Raw genomic sequence first — 17285 nt, 5'->3', positions numbered from 1 at the left:
ATCTTCATGAAGAACAACTTGTTGTGGATTCTTACCGATCGTCAATCTTTCGTTAAGGAGGTGATCCAGCCGCAGGTTCCCCTACGGCTACCTTGTTACGACTTCACCCCAGTCATCGGCCACACCGTGGTAAGCGTCCTCCTTGCGGTTAGACTACCTACTTCTGGTGCAACAAACTCCCATGGTGTGACGGGCGGTGTGTACAAGGCCCGGGAACGTATTCACCGCGGCATTCTGATCCGCGATTACTAGCGATTCCGACTTCATGGAGTCGAGTTGCAGACTCCAATCCGGACTACGATCGGCTTTTTGAGATTAGCATCCTATCGCTAGGTAGCAACCCTTTGTACCGACCATTGTAGCACGTGTGTAGCCCTGGTCGTAAGGGCCATGATGACTTGACGTCGTCCCCGCCTTCCTCCAGTTTGTCACTGGCAGTATCCTTAAAGTTCCCGGCTTAACCCGCTGGCAAATAAGGAAAAGGGTTGCGCTCGTTGCGGGACTTAACCCAACATCTCACGACACGAGCTGACGACAGCCATGCAGCACCTGTATCAGAGTTCCCGAAGGCACCAATCCATCTCTGGAAAGTTCTCTGTATGTCAAGACCAGGTAAGGTTCTTCGCGTTGCATCGAATTAAACCACATGCTCCACCGCTTGTGCGGGCCCCCGTCAATTCATTTGAGTTTTAGTCTTGCGACCGTACTCCCCAGGCGGTCTACTTATCGCGTTAGCTGCGCCACTAAAGTCTCAAAGACCCCAACGGCTAGTAGACATCGTTTACGGCATGGACTACCAGGGTATCTAATCCTGTTTGCTCCCCATGCTTTCGTACCTCAGTGTCAGTATTAGGCCAGATGGCTGCCTTCGCCATCGGTATTCCTCCAGATCTCTACGCATTTCACCGCTACACCTGGAATTCTACCATCCTCTCCCATACTCTAGCCAACCAGTATCGAATGCAATTCCTAAGTTAAGCTCAGGGATTTCACATTTGACTTAATTGGCCACCTACGCACGCTTTACGCCCAGTAAATCCGATTAACGCTCGCACCCTCTGTATTACCGCGGCTGCTGGCACAGAGTTAGCCGGTGCTTATTCTGCGAGTAACGTCCACTATCTCAGAGTATTAATCTAAGTAGCCTCCTCCTCGCTTAAAGTGCTTTACAACCAAAAGGCCTTCTTCACACACGCGGCATGGCTGGATCAGGGTTCCCCCCATTGTCCAATATTCCCCACTGCTGCCTCCCGTAGGAGTCTGGGCCGTGTCTCAGTCCCAGTGTGGCGGATCATCCTCTCAGACCCGCTACAGATCGTCGCCTTGGTAGGCCTTTACCCCACCAACTAGCTAATCCGACTTAGGCTCATCCATTAACGCAAGGTCCGAAGATCCCCTGCTTTCCCCCGTAGGGCGTATGCGGTATTAGCAGTCGTTTCCAACTGTTGTCCCCCATTAATGGGCAGATTCCTAAGTATTACTCACCCGTCCGCCGCTAGGTCAAGTAGCAAGCTACTTTTCCCCGCTCGACTTGCATGTGTTAAGCCTGCCGCCAGCGTTCAATCTGAGCCATGATCAAACTCTTCAGTTTAATATTGCTTAGTGCCTTAAAGGGCACCAATCTTGGCTCATCAATTTTCTGACAAATATTTCTCAAATAAACTTCGAGTAATTTCTACCATCAATCAATGAAAATAATTTCGATCAATCAACCAGTAAAAATCCACACAAGTTGTTCTTCATAATCTCTTAATGATCTTCTTGCTGATTCGTCACCAGCAAGCTAGGTCGGCTATACTACTCTCTTTCAGAGAATAGTCAACAGGTTTTGTTCATTAATTTTAAACTCCTTCAAAACATTAAAGATTTAAACCTTTCAGCTAAATCCTTGTTTCTCAACAAGTTTTAATCAACATCACCGCCGATGGATGTGCATTCTACAGCATTTTCTTCACCACACAACCCCTTTTTTAAGTTATTTTCAAATTTTATGACCAAATGTCGATTTATTACGCAAAAATGCAAATACTTATCAAAATTGTGCTGTTTTTTAAGCTATATATATTGCTAGATTTTGTTTAGAATAGACCAAATCATATTTATTAGAATATTTATTATAGAAATGGCATTTTTTAATTTTAAAAAAATTTTATGTTTAGGGGCGTTACTCAGCTTAAGTAGCCTTCTGCATGCCAATTCTTCACATAATATATATATGATGACTTTATCTATAATGAGCTACGTCAAGTGGAACACATCCACCCCCTCACTCTGTATTGTAGATAATCCAAATATGCTGGAGAACTTTAGCCGCACGATTAAGCAGCAAAGCAGCCCGATCAAAACCAATTCGGTCAAATCTAAAGATCCAAGTATAAAAGAGTGTGATGCAATCTTTTTTAGCAATACCACACCTGTTAATGAACAAAAGCTCATATCAGCGTCAACACCACCCTTACTTTCTTTTAGCAACAACAATATCGAATGTGAAATCGGCAGTGCCTTCTGTTTATATAGTACTAAAAGCGGCAATACTCAATTCAAAGTGAATTTAGATAGTTTAGCTAAAGCAAAAATACATGTAGATCCTCGAGTCTTACTCTTAGCCCAGAGTTCGGAGTAAGCCATGTTGAATAAATATTTTGCACTCAGCTCTCTACAATCACTCTTTCGTAGATCTCAATTTATTATTTTTGGGATTACATTCTTAATCTGCACATTAATATTTGCATCAATCTCAGTTTTGACTGTTAAATCCTATGCTAAACAGAATTTAGAACTGATTAGTCGTACGATATCAGAAAGGGTACAACCTGCTCTCGTATTTCACGATCAGCTTACATTATCCGAAATTATCAATGAATATACCGTCCAACACTCTGTACGCTTAATCGAAGTGAAGGCGAAAAATGGCCAACAAATAGCCAAGAGTGTTAAGGTCATATCCCATAACTCGACTTTACAAAATGCCTTTGATCAAATCTTTTTTAAAGAACCGATTAAAGTGAATGTCACTCATAATGGCCAAAATGTGGGTGAAGTTATACTGTATGGCAGCTCTACAGAAATTATCATCTTTATCGTTAAAATTTTGTGTGCACTATTTCTAGGGATGGTTTTTATAATTTTTGCCCTATGGTGGTCAGTAAACACGACATACCAACATATTATGCGGTCAATTTCACCCATCATTCACATTGCAAAATTAGTCAGCACTCAAAAAGCTTATAACTTACGTTTTCCTCAAAGTAAAATTAGAGAGTTTGATCACTTAAATTTCGTTTTTAATCAATTACTAGGTGAAATTCAATCTTGGCATACTCGCTTAGAAAAGGAAAATTTGAAACTTTCATATCAAGTACAACATGATGATTTAACCCAACTTCCAAATCGTAATTATTTTTATCAAATGCTTTGTAATGTGTATGATAATGAAGCGACGCGTAATCAAACAGCCTTAATTTTCATTGATAATGATAACTTTAAAGCCATCAATGACAAGTATGGCCATCCAATTGGGGATGCCGTTTTACAAGAGATGGCTGTGCGTTTAAAACAAAGTACTCGTCAAAATGATTTTGTCGCACGTTTGAGCGGGGATGAATTTGCGATTATCATAAAATCAGTGACTCAAATCGAACATCTGATTTCTATCGCGGAAAATTTAATCAAATGTTGTGAAGCTCCACTGCATTACAAAGGTCAAGATATTTACTTTAGTTTTAGTTTAGGCATTGCCATTGCCAAAGATGCACAAAGTCCTGAAGATTTTATTTCACAGGCTGACCAAGCAATGTACAAAGCAAAAACGCTTAAGCACCATTGGTTTATCTACCAACATTAACACCAGTAGGTTATATCTATGTTCAACAGCAAAATAAAACTTCTACTACTCGGGCTAGCTTGTCTCGCATTATCAGGATGTTTGAGTTTTGGCTCACTCAACTATAAACAAGTTAAAATGTTGAAGAAGCAAGGTTTTGTTTTAACTGAAGAGGGATGGAGCTTAGGTTTACCAGAGCAATTGTTATTTGAGTTTGATGAAGCTGAAATTTCATCCAAAAATGAAACCCTACTCAGCACATTAGCAATACAACTTAAAAAGTATAATTTAAATAAACTCAGCATCATCGGTCATACAGATAATGTTGGTAATCCAACATACAATCTGACACTTTCGCAAAAACGTGCTCAAAGTGTTGCTCAAATTTTTCTAAATAATCAGTTTCTCCCACATAATATCGTGGTGGTTGGACGCGGCTCAAGCCAACCGCTCAACACAAATGATTCTGATCGTGCACGCGCTGAAAACAGACGAGTCACTGTTATTATTACCCCTTAAAAATCACTTCTTAAAAACCCAATAAAAAAGATCTCCCAAGAGATCTTTTTTTGCACCACGTATTTATTAAAACTAAATGTTTTAATCTAAAAAAAAATAACATCAAATTTTAGACAAAAAAATACCGCAATTAAGCGGATTATTTACTTAAACATTTAAACACTTTAAAAATGGTCGGAGCAGTAGGATTCGAACCTACGACCCCCTGGTCCCAAACCAGGTGCGCTACCAAACTGCGCCATGCTCCGATTTTCAACTACAAGAGTTGGGGTGAATGACGGGATTCGAACCCGCGACAACCGGAATCACAATCCGGGGCTCTACCAACTGAGCTACATCCACCATTACATCATTTTGGCTCTATAATATCAAGCGACCGATGGCGCGCCTGACAGGATTCGAACCTGTGACCATCCGCTTAGAAGGCGGATGCTCTATCCAACTGAGCTACAGGCGCATTACCGATGATACTGATACCACTGGAAAACCTTTGCCTTGAAGAATTGGTCGGAGCAGTAGGATTCGAACCTACGACCCCCTGGTCCCAAACCAGGTGCGCTACCAAACTGCGCCATGCTCCGATTCATCTCAGCTTTTTGTACCGTTCAACTTCTCGTGTGATCTATCGTTCGGTACGGTGTGCATTCTAGGCGTGACGTTGTTTCACGTCAACACCTATATTCAAAAAAAAATGAAAAAACGCTTCAAGTGTATATTTATCAAACATTTTGGCTATTTTTAACGCTTTAATGAGGCGCTAAAGTCTAACATTCGATCTAAGGGAAGCTTCGCGCGTCTTGCAAGTTCTGGGTCAACATGAATTTCTTGATCTGCATGACGTAAAACCTGAAGAATTCCTTCCAGTTCGTTCATTGCCATCCAAGGACAATGAGCGCATGAACGACAAGTAGCACCCTCGCCCGCTGTTGGCGCCGCGATTAATGTCTTGTTTGGCACCATCTGCTGCATTTTATAAAAAATTCCTCGATCCGTTGCCACGATCATGGTGTCATGCGGTAAATCCTGTGCCGCTTGAATCAACTGAGATGTACTTCCTACAGCATCCGCCACCGCTATTACCGATTCTGGTGATTCTGGATGTACCAGTACTGCAGCATTGGGGTACAGTGTTTTCATTTGTTCAATGCCACGCGCTCGAAACTCTTCGTGCACGATGCATGAACCGTCCCACAACAACATCTCTGCACCAGTTTTCTTTTGAATATAGCGACCCAAATGTTGATCTGGTGCCCAAATGATTTTCTCACCCAAGCTGTCAATATACTCAATAATTTCAACTGCACAACTCGAAGTTACAACCCAATCTGCACGAGCTTTAACGGCTGCTGAGGTATTTGCATAAACCACGACAGTATGGTCAGGATGTGCATCGCAAAATGCGCCGAATTCATCTTCAGGACAACCCAAGTCCAACGAGCAAGTTGCCTCTAATGTTGGCATAAGTATCGTTTTATTGGGCGATAAGATTTTTGATGTTTCTCCCATGAATTTAACACCAGCAACAACCAGTGTCGTGGCTTCATGATCGCGACCAAAACGTGCCATTTCCAATGAGTCAGAGACACAACCACCAGTCAATTCTGCAAGTTCCTGAACCTCTGGATCGCAGTAGTAGTGAGCAACCAATACAGCATTGCGTTTTTTTAATTCAAATTGTATTTCCTCAAATTTTTGTTGTTTCAATTCTGGGCTTAAAACATGTGTTTTAGCTTCACCCAGAAGATCTAAATGTGCCTGGACAATCGTTTTTGCTTCATTAGCAATTAAATTGGTTGCATCATTCATTCTAAATTTCTCTACCCAAAGTGCTTGTTATCAAGCAATTATATGCTTATTGATGTTCTTTATGAACTCTTTACCCATCGTTTAAATCGACCATAAAAAAGCCTCACAATGGAGGCTTTTAAATCAAGAACGATAATCTGCGTTAATCTTGACATAATCATATGACAGATCACAGGTATAGACCGTATCTTTAGCCTGACCACGACCCAAATCAACACGAATGGTGATTTCAGCTTGGTTCATGACTTTAGCGCCAGCTTCTTCAGTATAGTCTTCTGCAGCACCGCCATCTTTACAGATTTGTACATCATCTAACCAAACTTGAATTTTTTCAACATTTAAATCTGGAACTCCAGCATAACCGATGGCTGCCAAAATACGCCCCCAGTTTGGATCAGATGCAAAAAATGCCGTTTTAACCAAAGGTGAATGAGCAATGCTATAGGCAATATCACAACACTCTTGAATGTTTGCACCACCTTGAACGGCAACAGTAATGAATTTAGTCGCACCCTCACCATCACGAATGATAAGCTGCGCTAGGCGCTTCATGACACGTGTAAGCACTGTTAAGACGGTTTCATAGCGCTGATCGTGTTCAGATGTAATTTCTAGGCCTCCTGCTTGCCCTGTCGCAGCAAAAATACAAGAGTCATTGGTCGAGGTATCACCATCAACGGTAATCCGATTAAAAGACTGTTCGACTGTCGTTTTCAATAACTGTTGTACCAATACTTTTGAAATCGGGGCGTCTGTGGCTACAAAACCCAACATGGTCGCCATATTTGGACGAATCATGCCTGCACCTTTTGAAATACCAGTCATGGTATAAACAATCCCATCGATTTCAAATTGCTCAGATGCACCTTTGGGTAAAGTGTCTGTGGTCATAATGCCTGAAGCAGCCTCTGCCCACGCCTGTTCTTTTAGATCTTCAAATGCAGGTTTAAGCCCTAAAGTGAGACGCTCCATAGGCAATTGCTCACCAATAACGCCTGTTGAGAAGAGTAAAACTTCATTGCTATTTACGTTTGCGACTTTCGCAAACTCAGCACAGGTCATTTCTGCATTCTGCATGCCCAATAAACCTGTACCAGCGTTAGCATTGCCCGTATTGATCACCAAATAACGTGGGTTTGTTTCAGCTAAATGCGCCTTAGAAACATGCACAGGCGCAGCACAGAACGCATTCTGAGTGAATACGCCTGCAACATTGGTTCCTTGAGCGAACTCAAATACGACCACATCACGTCGGTTTGGATAACGTACATACGCTTCCGCAGTTCCAATTTTTACACCTTTTACCACGTGCATCTGTGGCATTGCTACGTCACCCACCGCCATTTTAAATTGTCCAACATATAAAATTGAAAATTAAGCTTAGTAGAAATTCAGTTAAAAATCGAGAGAATAAACATCCATCATGATTGGATTCCTGAATGCCCATGCTTTATGGATCTAGAAAAATGCTTCATGAATCTGCAAAAACAAAAAAACCAGTAAGGTACTGGTTTTTCTATACGTTTGTTAATTTTTAAATTTTATTCTGTCACTTGAGCCAGTAAAGCTTGTTTCGCTTTTTCTTGACTTGATGCTGACAAAGCAGGATTAGTCGCGACGATACGATTCACTGTTGCAGGAGTAACAGCAGCAACAGCAGCTGTTTGCAAGATAATTGGACGTCCTGCTGTATTACCTAAGGTATAACGAATACCAGTACGCGGGCTAATTACAGTTGTAGAGTCATTTTTTACTTCAGTTTGTGCCGTTGTTACGCCTTGTGCAGCTTGTACTTTTTCTAAAGTTGTTGTCTGCGGAACAGTATTTGCGATAGCCAAGGTAGGTAAAGCAAAAAGAGCAACAGCAACACATTTTAGTATTGTTTTCATTTTATATCCAAATCTCTCAAACATAACAAGTAAATAACATTAACCTGTTTATTTGGCAATCCTTATTCACATCTAGTCACCAATTCACTTCATAAAAAAGTTAAACATCAAATCAGTCATAAAAAAAGCAGAACACTTGGTTCTGCTTTTTTTGTTTCAAAGATATGTCCGGATTAGATTTTACCGTGACATTGCTTATATTTTAGTCCTGAACCACATGGGCAAGGAGCATTACGGCTTTCCGGTGGTGTGATCACCACATTCGACAAATCAACATCATCCTGACTTGGCATTTCTTCACCTGTCAGACCATCGACTTCTGCATGAGACAAAGACAACTGCATTGCTTCAGCTTGAGCCTGTTGTTGTGCTTCCATCTCTGCAAGTTCTTCAGGCGTTGGTAAACGCACCAATGATAAGTCAGTAACAACATCAGATTTAATCACGGCAAGCATACTCACAAACAAATTAAATGCTTCTTTTTTGTATTCTTGCTCTGGATTTTTTTGCGCATAACCACGTAAATGAATCCCTTGACGCAAATAATCCATTGCTGCAAGGTGATCTTTCCAATGACGATCTAAAGAACTCAACATGAAGTTACGTTCTAATACAGCCGCTGACTCATCACCCATTTGTGCACGACGACCGCGATAACGTTCGATCACAGCATCAGTGATACGTTCAACCAATGCTTCCTCATCCAAACGACGATCTTGATCTAACCATTGCTGAACAGGTAAGTTAATCCCTAAATCATTGAGTAAAGCATATTCTAAACCAGGAATATCCCATTGATCATGGATTGATTCAGATGGAATATATGTTCCGATGACACCTTTAATCACTTCACGATGCATTTCTTCAATATAATCTTGAAGTGTACTTTCTGCTAAAATTTCATCACGTTGAGAATAAATAATCTTACGTTGTTCATTATTGACGTCATCGTATTTCAGCAAGTTTTTACGAATATCAAAGTTTCGGGCTTCAACTTTACGTTGGGCATTTTCAATTGAACGCGACACCATTTTATGTTCAATCGCTTCATCTTCTTGCAAGCCCATGGCACGCATCATGCCAACCACACGGTCACCAGCAAAAATACGCATCAAATCATCTTCTAAGGACAAGAAGAAACGTGAAACACCTGGGTCCCCCTGACGACCTGAACGACCACGAAGCTGATTGTCGATACGACGTGATTCATGGCGCTCTGAACCAATAATATGTAGACCACCAGAGTCCAATACCATTTGGTTGTTTTTTTCCCATTCTTCTTTAAGACGCACCGAGTCTTCAGCAGAATAGTTTTCGATTTTTTCGAGTTTCGCTTTCCAGTTACCACCCAATAAAATATCGGTACCACGACCGGCCATATTGGTGGCAATGGTTACCGCACGAGGTGAACCTGCTTGCGCAATAATATCGGCTTCACGCTCATGTTGTTTAGCGTTTAATACTTCATGAGTAATACCCGCTTCTTTCAACTTATCTGAAAGAATTTCTGAAGCTTCAATCGTTGCCGTACCAATCAAAATTGGTGCGACACCTGCTTCATGAATTTTTTTAATTTCTTCAATGATCGCGTTGTATTTACCATTTCGATTTAAATAAATTAAATCATTTTGATCATTACGAATCATTGGACGATGTGTTGGAATTAACACCACATCTAAACCATAAATTTCTTTCATTTCCGCTGCTTCAGTATCAGCAGTACCTGTCATACCTGAAAGCTTTTTATATAAACGGAAATAGTTCTGGAATGTTGTCGTTGCAAGCGTTTGGTTTTCAGGTTGAATTTCTAAACCTTCTTTTGCCTCAACCGCTTGATGTAGACCTTCAGACCATCGACGACCAGGCATCGTACGACCTGTATTTTCATCGACAATAATGACTTCGCCATCATTAATAATATATTGAACATTACGTTGGTAGAGATAATGCGCACGAATCGCTGCAGTCACATGATGAACCAAGTTCAAATTTGCTGCTGAATATAAGCTTTCGCCTTCTGCCAATAATCCCATTTCAATCAGTTCTGATTCAACAGCTTCATAGCCGACTTCTGTCATTTCTACAGAGCGTTGCTTTTCATCAATCCAGAAGTGACCACCATCGGCTACTTTTTCTTCTTTTTGCGCTTTTAATTTCGGTGGAATCGCATTAATCGCAGCATAAAGCTGAGATGAATCTTCACTCTGTCCTGAAATGATCAATGGTGTACGCGCTTCATCAATCAGGATTGAATCGACCTCATCAATAATGGCATAGCTCAAACCACGTTGTTTTTTCTCAGCGAGAGAAAACACCATGTTATCGCGAAGATAGTCAAAGCCGAATTCGTTATTGGTACCATACGTAATATCAGCGCGATAGGCTTCTGATTTTTCAATCGGATTTTGCATAGAGTAAATTACCCCTACGCTCAAACCTAAAAATTCATAGAGTGGTCGGTTCAGCTCAGCATCACGTTGCGCCAAATAGTCGTTCACGGTAATCACGTGAACGCCTTGTTCGCTAATCGCATTGAGATACACAGCCAAAGTACCCATCAGGGTTTTACCTTCACCAGTACGCATCTCAGCAATCTTACCTTCATGTAAGGTAATACCACCGATGAGCTGAACGTCATAATGACGCATCCCCATAATTCTTTTACCAGCTTCACGGCAAACCGCAAAAGCTTCAGGTAATAGACGATCTAAATTTTCGCCTTTAGTATAACGTTGTTTAAATTCTTCGGTTTTTGCAGATAAATCCGCGTCACTTAGTGCAGATATCGTCGGCTCGAGCGTATTGATCTTCTCGACAATTTTACGCATACGCTTCAGTTCGCGCTCGTTTTTAGTACCGAAGATACCTCCGATCAGACTTGCCAACATGTATAAACTCTCTAAAACTTGCTTATCAAAATAAATTTTTCTCAGACGTTATTATGGTGCTAGAAATTTGAAGTACAAGAGTTTTAAACAAAAGCATTCAAAAAAAATCCGATCAAATATCTACGACGTATGAGTTACGGCGCATTAATGTAGCAAAATCGACAGACTTAAGTATAGGTGAATCCGATTATTTGCATACAATTTTTAATACTTAAGCCTTTCTTATCTATTATTTTCATAATAAAATCTAAAAACACTATTTTTAATTATAAAGATTATGCGTAATAGTGAAGCGAATACACAAAACTAAAAAAGGAATATAGAGATGAGTTTGCATCTAGGTGATATTGCTCCCGACTTTGAACAAGAATCAAGTGAAGGAACCATCCATTTTCATGATTTCCTAGGAGATAGTTGGGGAATCCTGTTTTCACATCCAGCCGATTACACCCCAGTGTGTACTACTGAACTTGGATATACCGCAAAATTAAAAGATGAATTTGAAAAACGTGGCGTTAAAGTTATTGCGCTTTCAGTCGATGATGTCGAATCACATCATGGTTGGATTAAAGATATTAATAATACGCAAGGCACTGAGGTAAATTTCCCAATCATTGCCGACAAAGATCGTAAAGTTTCGACTTTATATGATTTTATCCATCCGAATGCCAGTGAAACTTTAACAGTACGCTCATTAGTCATTATTGATCCCATTAAAAAAGTTCGCTTAATCATTACCTACCCTGCATCTACTGGACGTAATTTTCATGAAATTTTAAGGGTGGTAGATTCTTTACAACTCACAGATCATTATAAAGTCGCGACTCCAGCCAATTGGCAACAAGGTGATGATGTCGTTATTGTGCCATCTCTGAAAGATGAAGCTGAAATACAGCAACGCTTTCCAACAGGCTATAAAGCAGTGACGCCTTATTTACGCTTAACAGCGCAACCGAAATAAGCTGAAAACTTAATAGTCATGTATAGAGAAAAAATAAAGTGAAGTACTGATATTTTTTATACATTTAAGACTCCTTTGACGAGCCGTCTTAAATTTACAACGCCTGTCTTCGGACAGGTTTTTTTATGGTTGCTTGTTTATTGATATCTTCATTGTTTATTGATATCTGCATTATTGATATGCGTGTATTTAAGCATTTTCAAATTTCAATTTGTTGCTACTGCAAAATTCAGCTATAACATTTTAAACGACTTAAAAAATTTGATCATGATTCATCAAGTACATCACTTAAATTGCGGAAGTTTCTGCCTCTACTGCGCTCCTCTTTTTGGACAGCGCGGACTCAAAGCAGAACTGGTCTGTCATTGCCTGTTACTTGAGACAGATCAAGGTTTGGTGTTGATTGATACAGGTTTGGGAATGCAGGATTATTTACATACTCAGCTACGTTTAGGTTCTATCATTGCAAAATTTGGCAACTTTCAAAACAATATCAATTTGACCGCAATTTCACAGATTCAAAAATTAGGTTTTAAGCCTTCTGATGTCAAACATATTCTGGTCACGCATTTAGATTTTGATCATGCTGGCGGAATTTCGGATTTCCCACAGGCTACAGTTCATATTCTTTCAAGTGAATTTAATGCCACACAAAACTTTAACTATAAAAATAAAATTCGCTATAAATCTGAACAATTTAAACAGCACCGTTACTGGAATTTTATTGAACCTGAGTTTGGTGAGCCTTGGTATAACTTAGCTAGAGTACAAGGTTTTAAACTTTTTAAAGATGAGATTTTAATGATTCCACTTCTTGGGCATACAGAAGGCCATTGCGGGATTGCGATTAAGCAAAAAAATAATTGGTTATTATTCTGCGGTGACGCCTATTATTCGCATCGACAACTGAACCCGAAAGTGAAACTCCCCGCTTTAGAACTCACTGAGCGTTTATTTGCCACTGACAATCTACAACGCATTCAGAGCTTAAAACAAATACAAAACTTATCAATGACTCAACCCAGTATTGAAATCATATGCGCACACGATCCAGAGGATTTAAGAAAATATCAATAATCGAAGATCTAAAGTGATACCAATCAAAAAATAGAAAAGCGTTTTGATCCTAAAACATAAAAAGGGTTCGAAAGCAAAGCTCGAACCCTTTTTAAACAACTCTAAACATGATGATTGAAAACAAATTTAAAATTATCTGCGATCTAAAGGAACCCAGTCGATCACCCAAGCAGATTTCATATTTAAGCTTTCATCACTGTTAATTTTCTTACGTTCAGCATCTGCGGACTCACGATCTTTCGATGGCCCAACCATGATCCGAATCCCTTTTGAGGTTGGACTCTTCGTCACCTTATAGCCTTTAGCACGTAACTTTGCAGCCACTGCATCAGCATTCGCCTCATTGGCAGCCAAAGCAACTTGAACCATCCACTGCTTTTCACCATTTTCAAGTAGTTCTCGGGCTTTCTCAGCTTCTGCTTTCTTTTTGGTTTCTTCAGCTTTACGCTTTTTCTCATCTGCCGCTTTTTTCTCATCTGCTAATTTTTTATCAGCAGCCGCTTTTTCAGCTTTTAATTTAGTTTCAGCCGCTTTTTTCTCTGCTGCTTTCTTTTCAGAAGCTAGCTTTTCAGCAGCAGCTTTACGCTTTTCCTCTGCAACGTCTTGCTCAGATTTCGCTTTTTGCTCTGTTAATTTCTTTTGATCAGCAAGTTTTTTTTGTTCAGCTTGCTTTTCTTGCGCCAATCGTTGCGCTTTAACGTTGTCATCTTCAATAAGTTCAGGTGGAATACTATCTGAACTTCGCTGTGAAGCTTGACGCTGTGCGTTCATCGCTGCATATTCTTCAGCTGCGCGTCGGCCAGCCTCGGCTTCGACCTGTTGCTGATTTCTTAAAAAATCAGCCGCCTGAGCTTCTTGTTCTGCAACTGCCTTTTCACGTGACCGGCGCTGTTCTTCAAGCAGGCGTTTTTCCGTATCAATATCCACAGTCAATGGTTGTAGCTGCACCGTTTCAGGTGCTGTATCACTCTGTCTTACATTTTCAATCGGTTGTACAGGCACCTGATTTTGATGAATTTCTTCTTTGCCTTTTAGTAGAAGTGCGGCCAATAAAACACCTCCTCCTAATAAAACGACGCCACCCATCCATCGTTGTTTGTTATTCATTGACATTGTCTAAATACTCCCAGACCGCTTCTAAGGTATGGAACGAACCACACACCAAAATCAGCTGATTATTTTTGGATTCTTCAAGCGCTGATTGAAATGCTGCTTGTACATGTTGATAATGTTGTACTGTTAAACCTTGAAGCGCAGACTCTAATTGTTGCAAAGATGCCGCTCTTGGCACATTCATCTCTGCAATTTTCCACTTCATTACATTTTTTTTCAATAACTTAACAACTGAATTTATATCTTTGTCTGCAAGCATTGAGAAAACAGCCACAACTTCTGTGTACTGTTTATTGTATTCCATGAATTTTCGCAATTGCTTTAACAAAAAATCAACACCATGTGGATTATGTCCTGCATCGAAAATCACAGTTTTATCCGCTATTTTTCGAATTTCAAATCGACCAGATAGACGTGCATCTTTTATCCCTTGAGCCATTGAAGCCTGTTCAACCTTCAGCCCACTGAGTAAAATCGCAGCCACTGCCGTTGAAATATTATCAACTGCTAAGGCGCCTTTTGGTAATTTGAGCGTGGTGCCAGAGGATGCAAAATTCCACGTTTTCCCATCATCAGCTTCTTCATAAAAGTAATCACGATTCAAAGCATAAAGCGGCGCATGACATTCACGTGCTTTGTTTTGTATGGCTTGAGGAATCTTTTGCTGACCACCAAAAATCACAGGAATATTAGGACGGATAATACCTGCTTTTTCAAACGCTATTTTTTCGATGGTATCGCCCAACCAATCGGTATGGTCAAGCCCAATATTGGTAATCACGGCAACGTTGGGATTTACGACATTCACCACATCTAAACGACCGCCTAAGCCAACTTCAAGTACCCAAACATCACATTTATTATTTTTAAATATTGTAAAAGCAGCCAAAGTGGTTGCTTCAAAAAAAGATAAACTTAGATTACATTCTCGGCGTGCTTGATCCACTTTAGCAAAGGCTTGAATCAGGCTTTGATCATCTACTTCAATGCCAGCAAGTTTAACTCGCTCATTAAAACGATATATATGGGGAGATTGGTACAGTCCAACCTGATAGCCTTGCGCATTTAAAATGGCCGCTAAAGTCGTACTGGTTGAACCTTTACCATTGGTTCCAGCAACGGTAATCACCTTTGCATCCGGTGTCGTTACACCCAATTTTTCCGCCACAGGAATGACTCGCTCTAAACCTAAATCAATCCCTGTAACGTGAACATGGCTCCAATAATCGAGCCATGTTTTTAAATCATCTGTTTCTAATGGAGCAGTGAGCTTCAAGGCAAATTCATCAACTTCGATACGATTCGATATACAGTATCACGTAATGCATGACGATGAACAATCTGGTCGATTACGCCATGATCAAGCAAAAACTCTGCACGTTGGAACGGTTCTTCCAATTTTTCACGAACAGTCTGCTCAATCACACGTTTACCCGCAAAACCAATCATCGCTTTCGGTTCAGCAATATGCACATCACCCAACATTGCCAATGATGCCGTTACACCACCATATACAGGATGAGTCAGTACAACGATATATGGAATACGCTCATCTTTCATTTTTTGAATCGCAGCTGAAGTACGTGCCATTTGCATTAAAGACAACATGCCTTCTTGCATACGAGCACCTCCTGAAGCGGCAAAACAAATCATCGGTTGTTTGGTAGCGATTGCTTTTTCCGCGGCTTGCACGAAACGGTCACCTACAACAGTGCCCATTGAACCGCCCATAAAGTCGAATTCAAATGCACATGCGATTAAAGAAAGTCCTTTAATTTGACCTTCCATCACCACCAAAGCTTCAGTTTCACCTGTTTTATCCTGTGCTTCTTTCATACGCACTGGATAAGGTTTTGAATCTGTAAACTTAAGCAGATCTTTCGCTACAAATTCTTGACCTAACTCACCTGTAGTCTGGTCAAAGAACCAATTCAAACGATCACGTGCTTTCATTTTCAAATGTTCATCGCACTGTGGACAAACATAGGCATTGAAAGACATTGCCGTACGTGTCACTAAAGCATGACATTCTGGGCATTCAATCGTTGGCTCTGTAAATGTTGCTTTTAATGCTTGTTGTTCATCAGGTACATGAATACCTGGCACTGAGCGGTCAGTCCATGGTGTCACTGGACTTAAAATTTTCCCTGGTTTCACTTCTTGATTCATACTTACTCATCGAGCGCAGCTCGAAGCTCCTTGACTTTGTTGACCGCTTGCTCAGCAGCTTGTTCAGGTGCAATGTTGGCAAATGGTTTGACAAAAGCACTTCCGACAATCACAGCATCTGCAACGCTACCCATTGCTTTCGCAGAAGCAGCGTCACTAATCCCAAATCCGACACCCACTGGCACATTGGTCATTGCTTTGATTTTTTGAATACGATTAGCCGCATCTTCTACATCAATCGTTGCAGCACCAGTCACACCTTTCAATGAAACGTAGTAAATAAAGCCACTGGCTTGATTTGCAACGTGTTGAATACGCTCATCCGTAGACGTCGGCGCCAGTAAGAAGATTTGATCCATGTCATATTTTTTCAATACAGCATTTAAATCATCAGACTCTTCTGGTGGTAAATCCACCAAAAGAACACCATCGACACCGCTTTCATGCGCAATTGACACAAAACGCTCATAACCGATCACTTCAACAGGATTCAAATAACCCATTAACACGACCGGTGTTTCTGTGTCTTTTTCACGGAATTGCTTAACCATATTCAAAGCATCTAAGGTATTGGTTCCAGCAGCTAAAGCACGCTCCGCGGCTAAAGCAATCACTGGACCATCGGCCATCGGATCTGAAAATGGTAATCCAAGTTCAATTACATCCACCCCAGCCGCAACCATGTTATGTAACAGCGGAACGGTTACTTGTGGTTGAGGGTCACCCGCCATGACATAAGAAACAAGAGCCTTGCGTTGTTGAGATTTAAGCTTTGCAAATCGTGTGGCTAAACGTGACATAGGGTTGCACTTTCCTTGAATTGTATAAAATTGAGGAGTTTGTTTTGTATGAACACAAGACAGCCCATTGTAACGCTATTTTTTACCCATTGAACAGAGTTGAAGCGTCTACAAAGTAGTCTCATATTCATTCAATAACCCAAGTGCATATTTATCAATGTTTTGATTTATTTCACAATGATCAAATAGCTCGATTTTCTGTGTATTTTAAAATGCTGAATCTTAAGAATAACTGGGTTT

The 17285-nt window shown here is 40.5% G+C and carries 13 protein-coding genes, 4 tRNA genes and 1 rRNA gene; 5 read left to right on the top strand and 13 right to left on the bottom strand.

Annotation, left to right across the window (positions count from 1 at the left end; genetic code table 11):
• Positions 1-53 precede the first annotated feature (53 nt).
• A 16S ribosomal RNA gene (locus V5M36_RS03330) occupies positions 54-1591 on the bottom strand.
• Positions 1592-2233: 642 nt separating this feature from the next.
• Between V5M36_RS03330 and V5M36_RS03325 the strand changes: the two genes are divergently transcribed.
• Genes V5M36_RS03325 through V5M36_RS03315 form a run of 3 tightly spaced genes read left to right on the top strand, consistent with a single transcriptional unit; the run spans position 2234 to position 4342 of the window.
• Positions 2234-2623, top strand: a complete 390-nt coding sequence (locus tag V5M36_RS03325) for a YfiR family protein (protein ID WP_445206305.1) — start codon at positions 2234-2236, stop codon at positions 2621-2623.
• A 3-nt stretch (positions 2624-2626) separates the two neighbouring features.
• The gene (locus V5M36_RS03320) at positions 2627-3844 is read left to right on the top strand and encodes a diguanylate cyclase domain-containing protein (RefSeq protein ID WP_338562003.1); all 1218 of its coding nucleotides are present in this window, start codon (positions 2627-2629) and stop codon (positions 3842-3844) included.
• A gap of 18 nt (positions 3845-3862) precedes the next feature.
• Positions 3863-4342, top strand: coding sequence for an OmpA family protein (locus tag V5M36_RS03315; protein ID WP_338562001.1), 480 nt, complete (start codon positions 3863-3865; stop codon positions 4340-4342).
• Between the two features lie 171 nt (positions 4343-4513).
• Here V5M36_RS03315 and V5M36_RS03310 read toward each other — a convergent pair.
• The 8 genes from V5M36_RS03310 to secA all read right to left on the bottom strand — a co-directional run bounded on the left by V5M36_RS03310 (position 4514) and on the right by secA (position 10925).
• A tRNA-Pro gene (locus V5M36_RS03310) sits at positions 4514-4590 on the bottom strand.
• Between the two features lie 18 nt (positions 4591-4608).
• Positions 4609-4684 (bottom strand) — tRNA-His (locus tag V5M36_RS03305).
• A 38-nt stretch (positions 4685-4722) separates the two neighbouring features.
• Positions 4723-4799 (bottom strand) — tRNA-Arg (locus V5M36_RS03300).
• 47 nt (positions 4800-4846) lie between these two features.
• Positions 4847-4923, bottom strand: a tRNA-Pro gene (locus V5M36_RS03295).
• 157 nt (positions 4924-5080) lie between these two features.
• A complete protein-coding gene (gene nadA, locus V5M36_RS03290; RefSeq protein ID WP_338561999.1) occupies positions 5081-6148 on the bottom strand; it encodes a quinolinate synthase NadA in 1068 nt (355 codons plus the stop codon).
• A gap of 123 nt (positions 6149-6271) precedes the next feature.
• Positions 6272-7492 carry a bifunctional glutamate N-acetyltransferase/amino-acid acetyltransferase ArgJ gene (gene argJ, locus V5M36_RS03285; RefSeq protein WP_338561997.1) on the bottom strand — a complete coding sequence of 407 codons (1221 nt, stop codon included), beginning with the start codon at positions 7490-7492 and terminating at the stop codon, positions 6272-6274.
• A 197-nt stretch (positions 7493-7689) separates the two neighbouring features.
• On the bottom strand, positions 7690-8037 hold the full coding sequence (locus V5M36_RS03280) for a hypothetical protein (protein ID WP_338561995.1): 348 nt from the start codon (positions 8035-8037) through the stop codon (positions 7690-7692).
• A 173-nt stretch (positions 8038-8210) separates the two neighbouring features.
• A complete protein-coding gene (secA, locus tag V5M36_RS03275; protein WP_338561993.1) occupies positions 8211-10925 on the bottom strand; it encodes a preprotein translocase subunit SecA in 2715 nt (904 codons plus the stop codon).
• A gap of 325 nt (positions 10926-11250) precedes the next feature.
• Here secA and V5M36_RS03270 point away from each other — a divergent pair, with 325 nt between their 5' ends.
• Positions 11251-11886 carry a peroxiredoxin gene (locus V5M36_RS03270; RefSeq protein WP_338561991.1) on the top strand — a complete coding sequence of 212 codons (636 nt, stop codon included), beginning with the start codon at positions 11251-11253 and terminating at the stop codon, positions 11884-11886.
• A 267-nt stretch (positions 11887-12153) separates the two neighbouring features.
• A complete protein-coding gene (locus V5M36_RS03265; protein ID WP_338561989.1) occupies positions 12154-12963 on the top strand; it encodes an MBL fold metallo-hydrolase in 810 nt (269 codons plus the stop codon).
• Positions 12964-13095: 132 nt separating this feature from the next.
• On the opposite strand, the gene V5M36_RS03260 is transcribed toward V5M36_RS03265, so the two are convergent.
• From V5M36_RS03260 to trpA, 4 genes are read right to left on the bottom strand one after another with little or no spacing between them, the layout of a single operon-like run.
• Positions 13096-14076, bottom strand: coding sequence for an SPOR domain-containing protein (locus tag V5M36_RS03260; RefSeq protein WP_338561986.1), 981 nt, complete (start codon positions 14074-14076; stop codon positions 13096-13098).
• A complete protein-coding gene (folC, locus tag V5M36_RS03255) occupies positions 14063-15352 on the bottom strand; it encodes a bifunctional tetrahydrofolate synthase/dihydrofolate synthase (protein ID WP_338561984.1) in 1290 nt (429 codons plus the stop codon). The genes V5M36_RS03260 and folC overlap by 14 nt, the downstream gene beginning before the upstream one ends.
• A complete protein-coding gene (accD, locus tag V5M36_RS03250) occupies positions 15349-16245 on the bottom strand; it encodes an acetyl-CoA carboxylase, carboxyltransferase subunit beta (protein WP_338561982.1) in 897 nt (298 codons plus the stop codon). Before accD ends, folC begins: the two co-directional genes overlap by 4 nt.
• Positions 16246-16247: 2 nt before the next feature.
• Positions 16248-17045: a tryptophan synthase subunit alpha gene (trpA, locus tag V5M36_RS03245; protein WP_338561980.1), complete on the bottom strand. Its 798-nt coding sequence runs from the start codon at positions 17043-17045 to the stop codon at positions 16248-16250.
• Between the last annotated feature and the right edge of the window lie 240 nt (positions 17046-17285).

The organism is Acinetobacter sp. KS-LM10 (genome assembly GCF_036896575.1).
Taxonomy (GTDB): Bacteria; Pseudomonadota; Gammaproteobacteria; order Pseudomonadales; family Moraxellaceae; genus Acinetobacter; species Acinetobacter avistercoris.
This window is presented reverse-complemented; position numbering and strand designations above follow the sequence as displayed.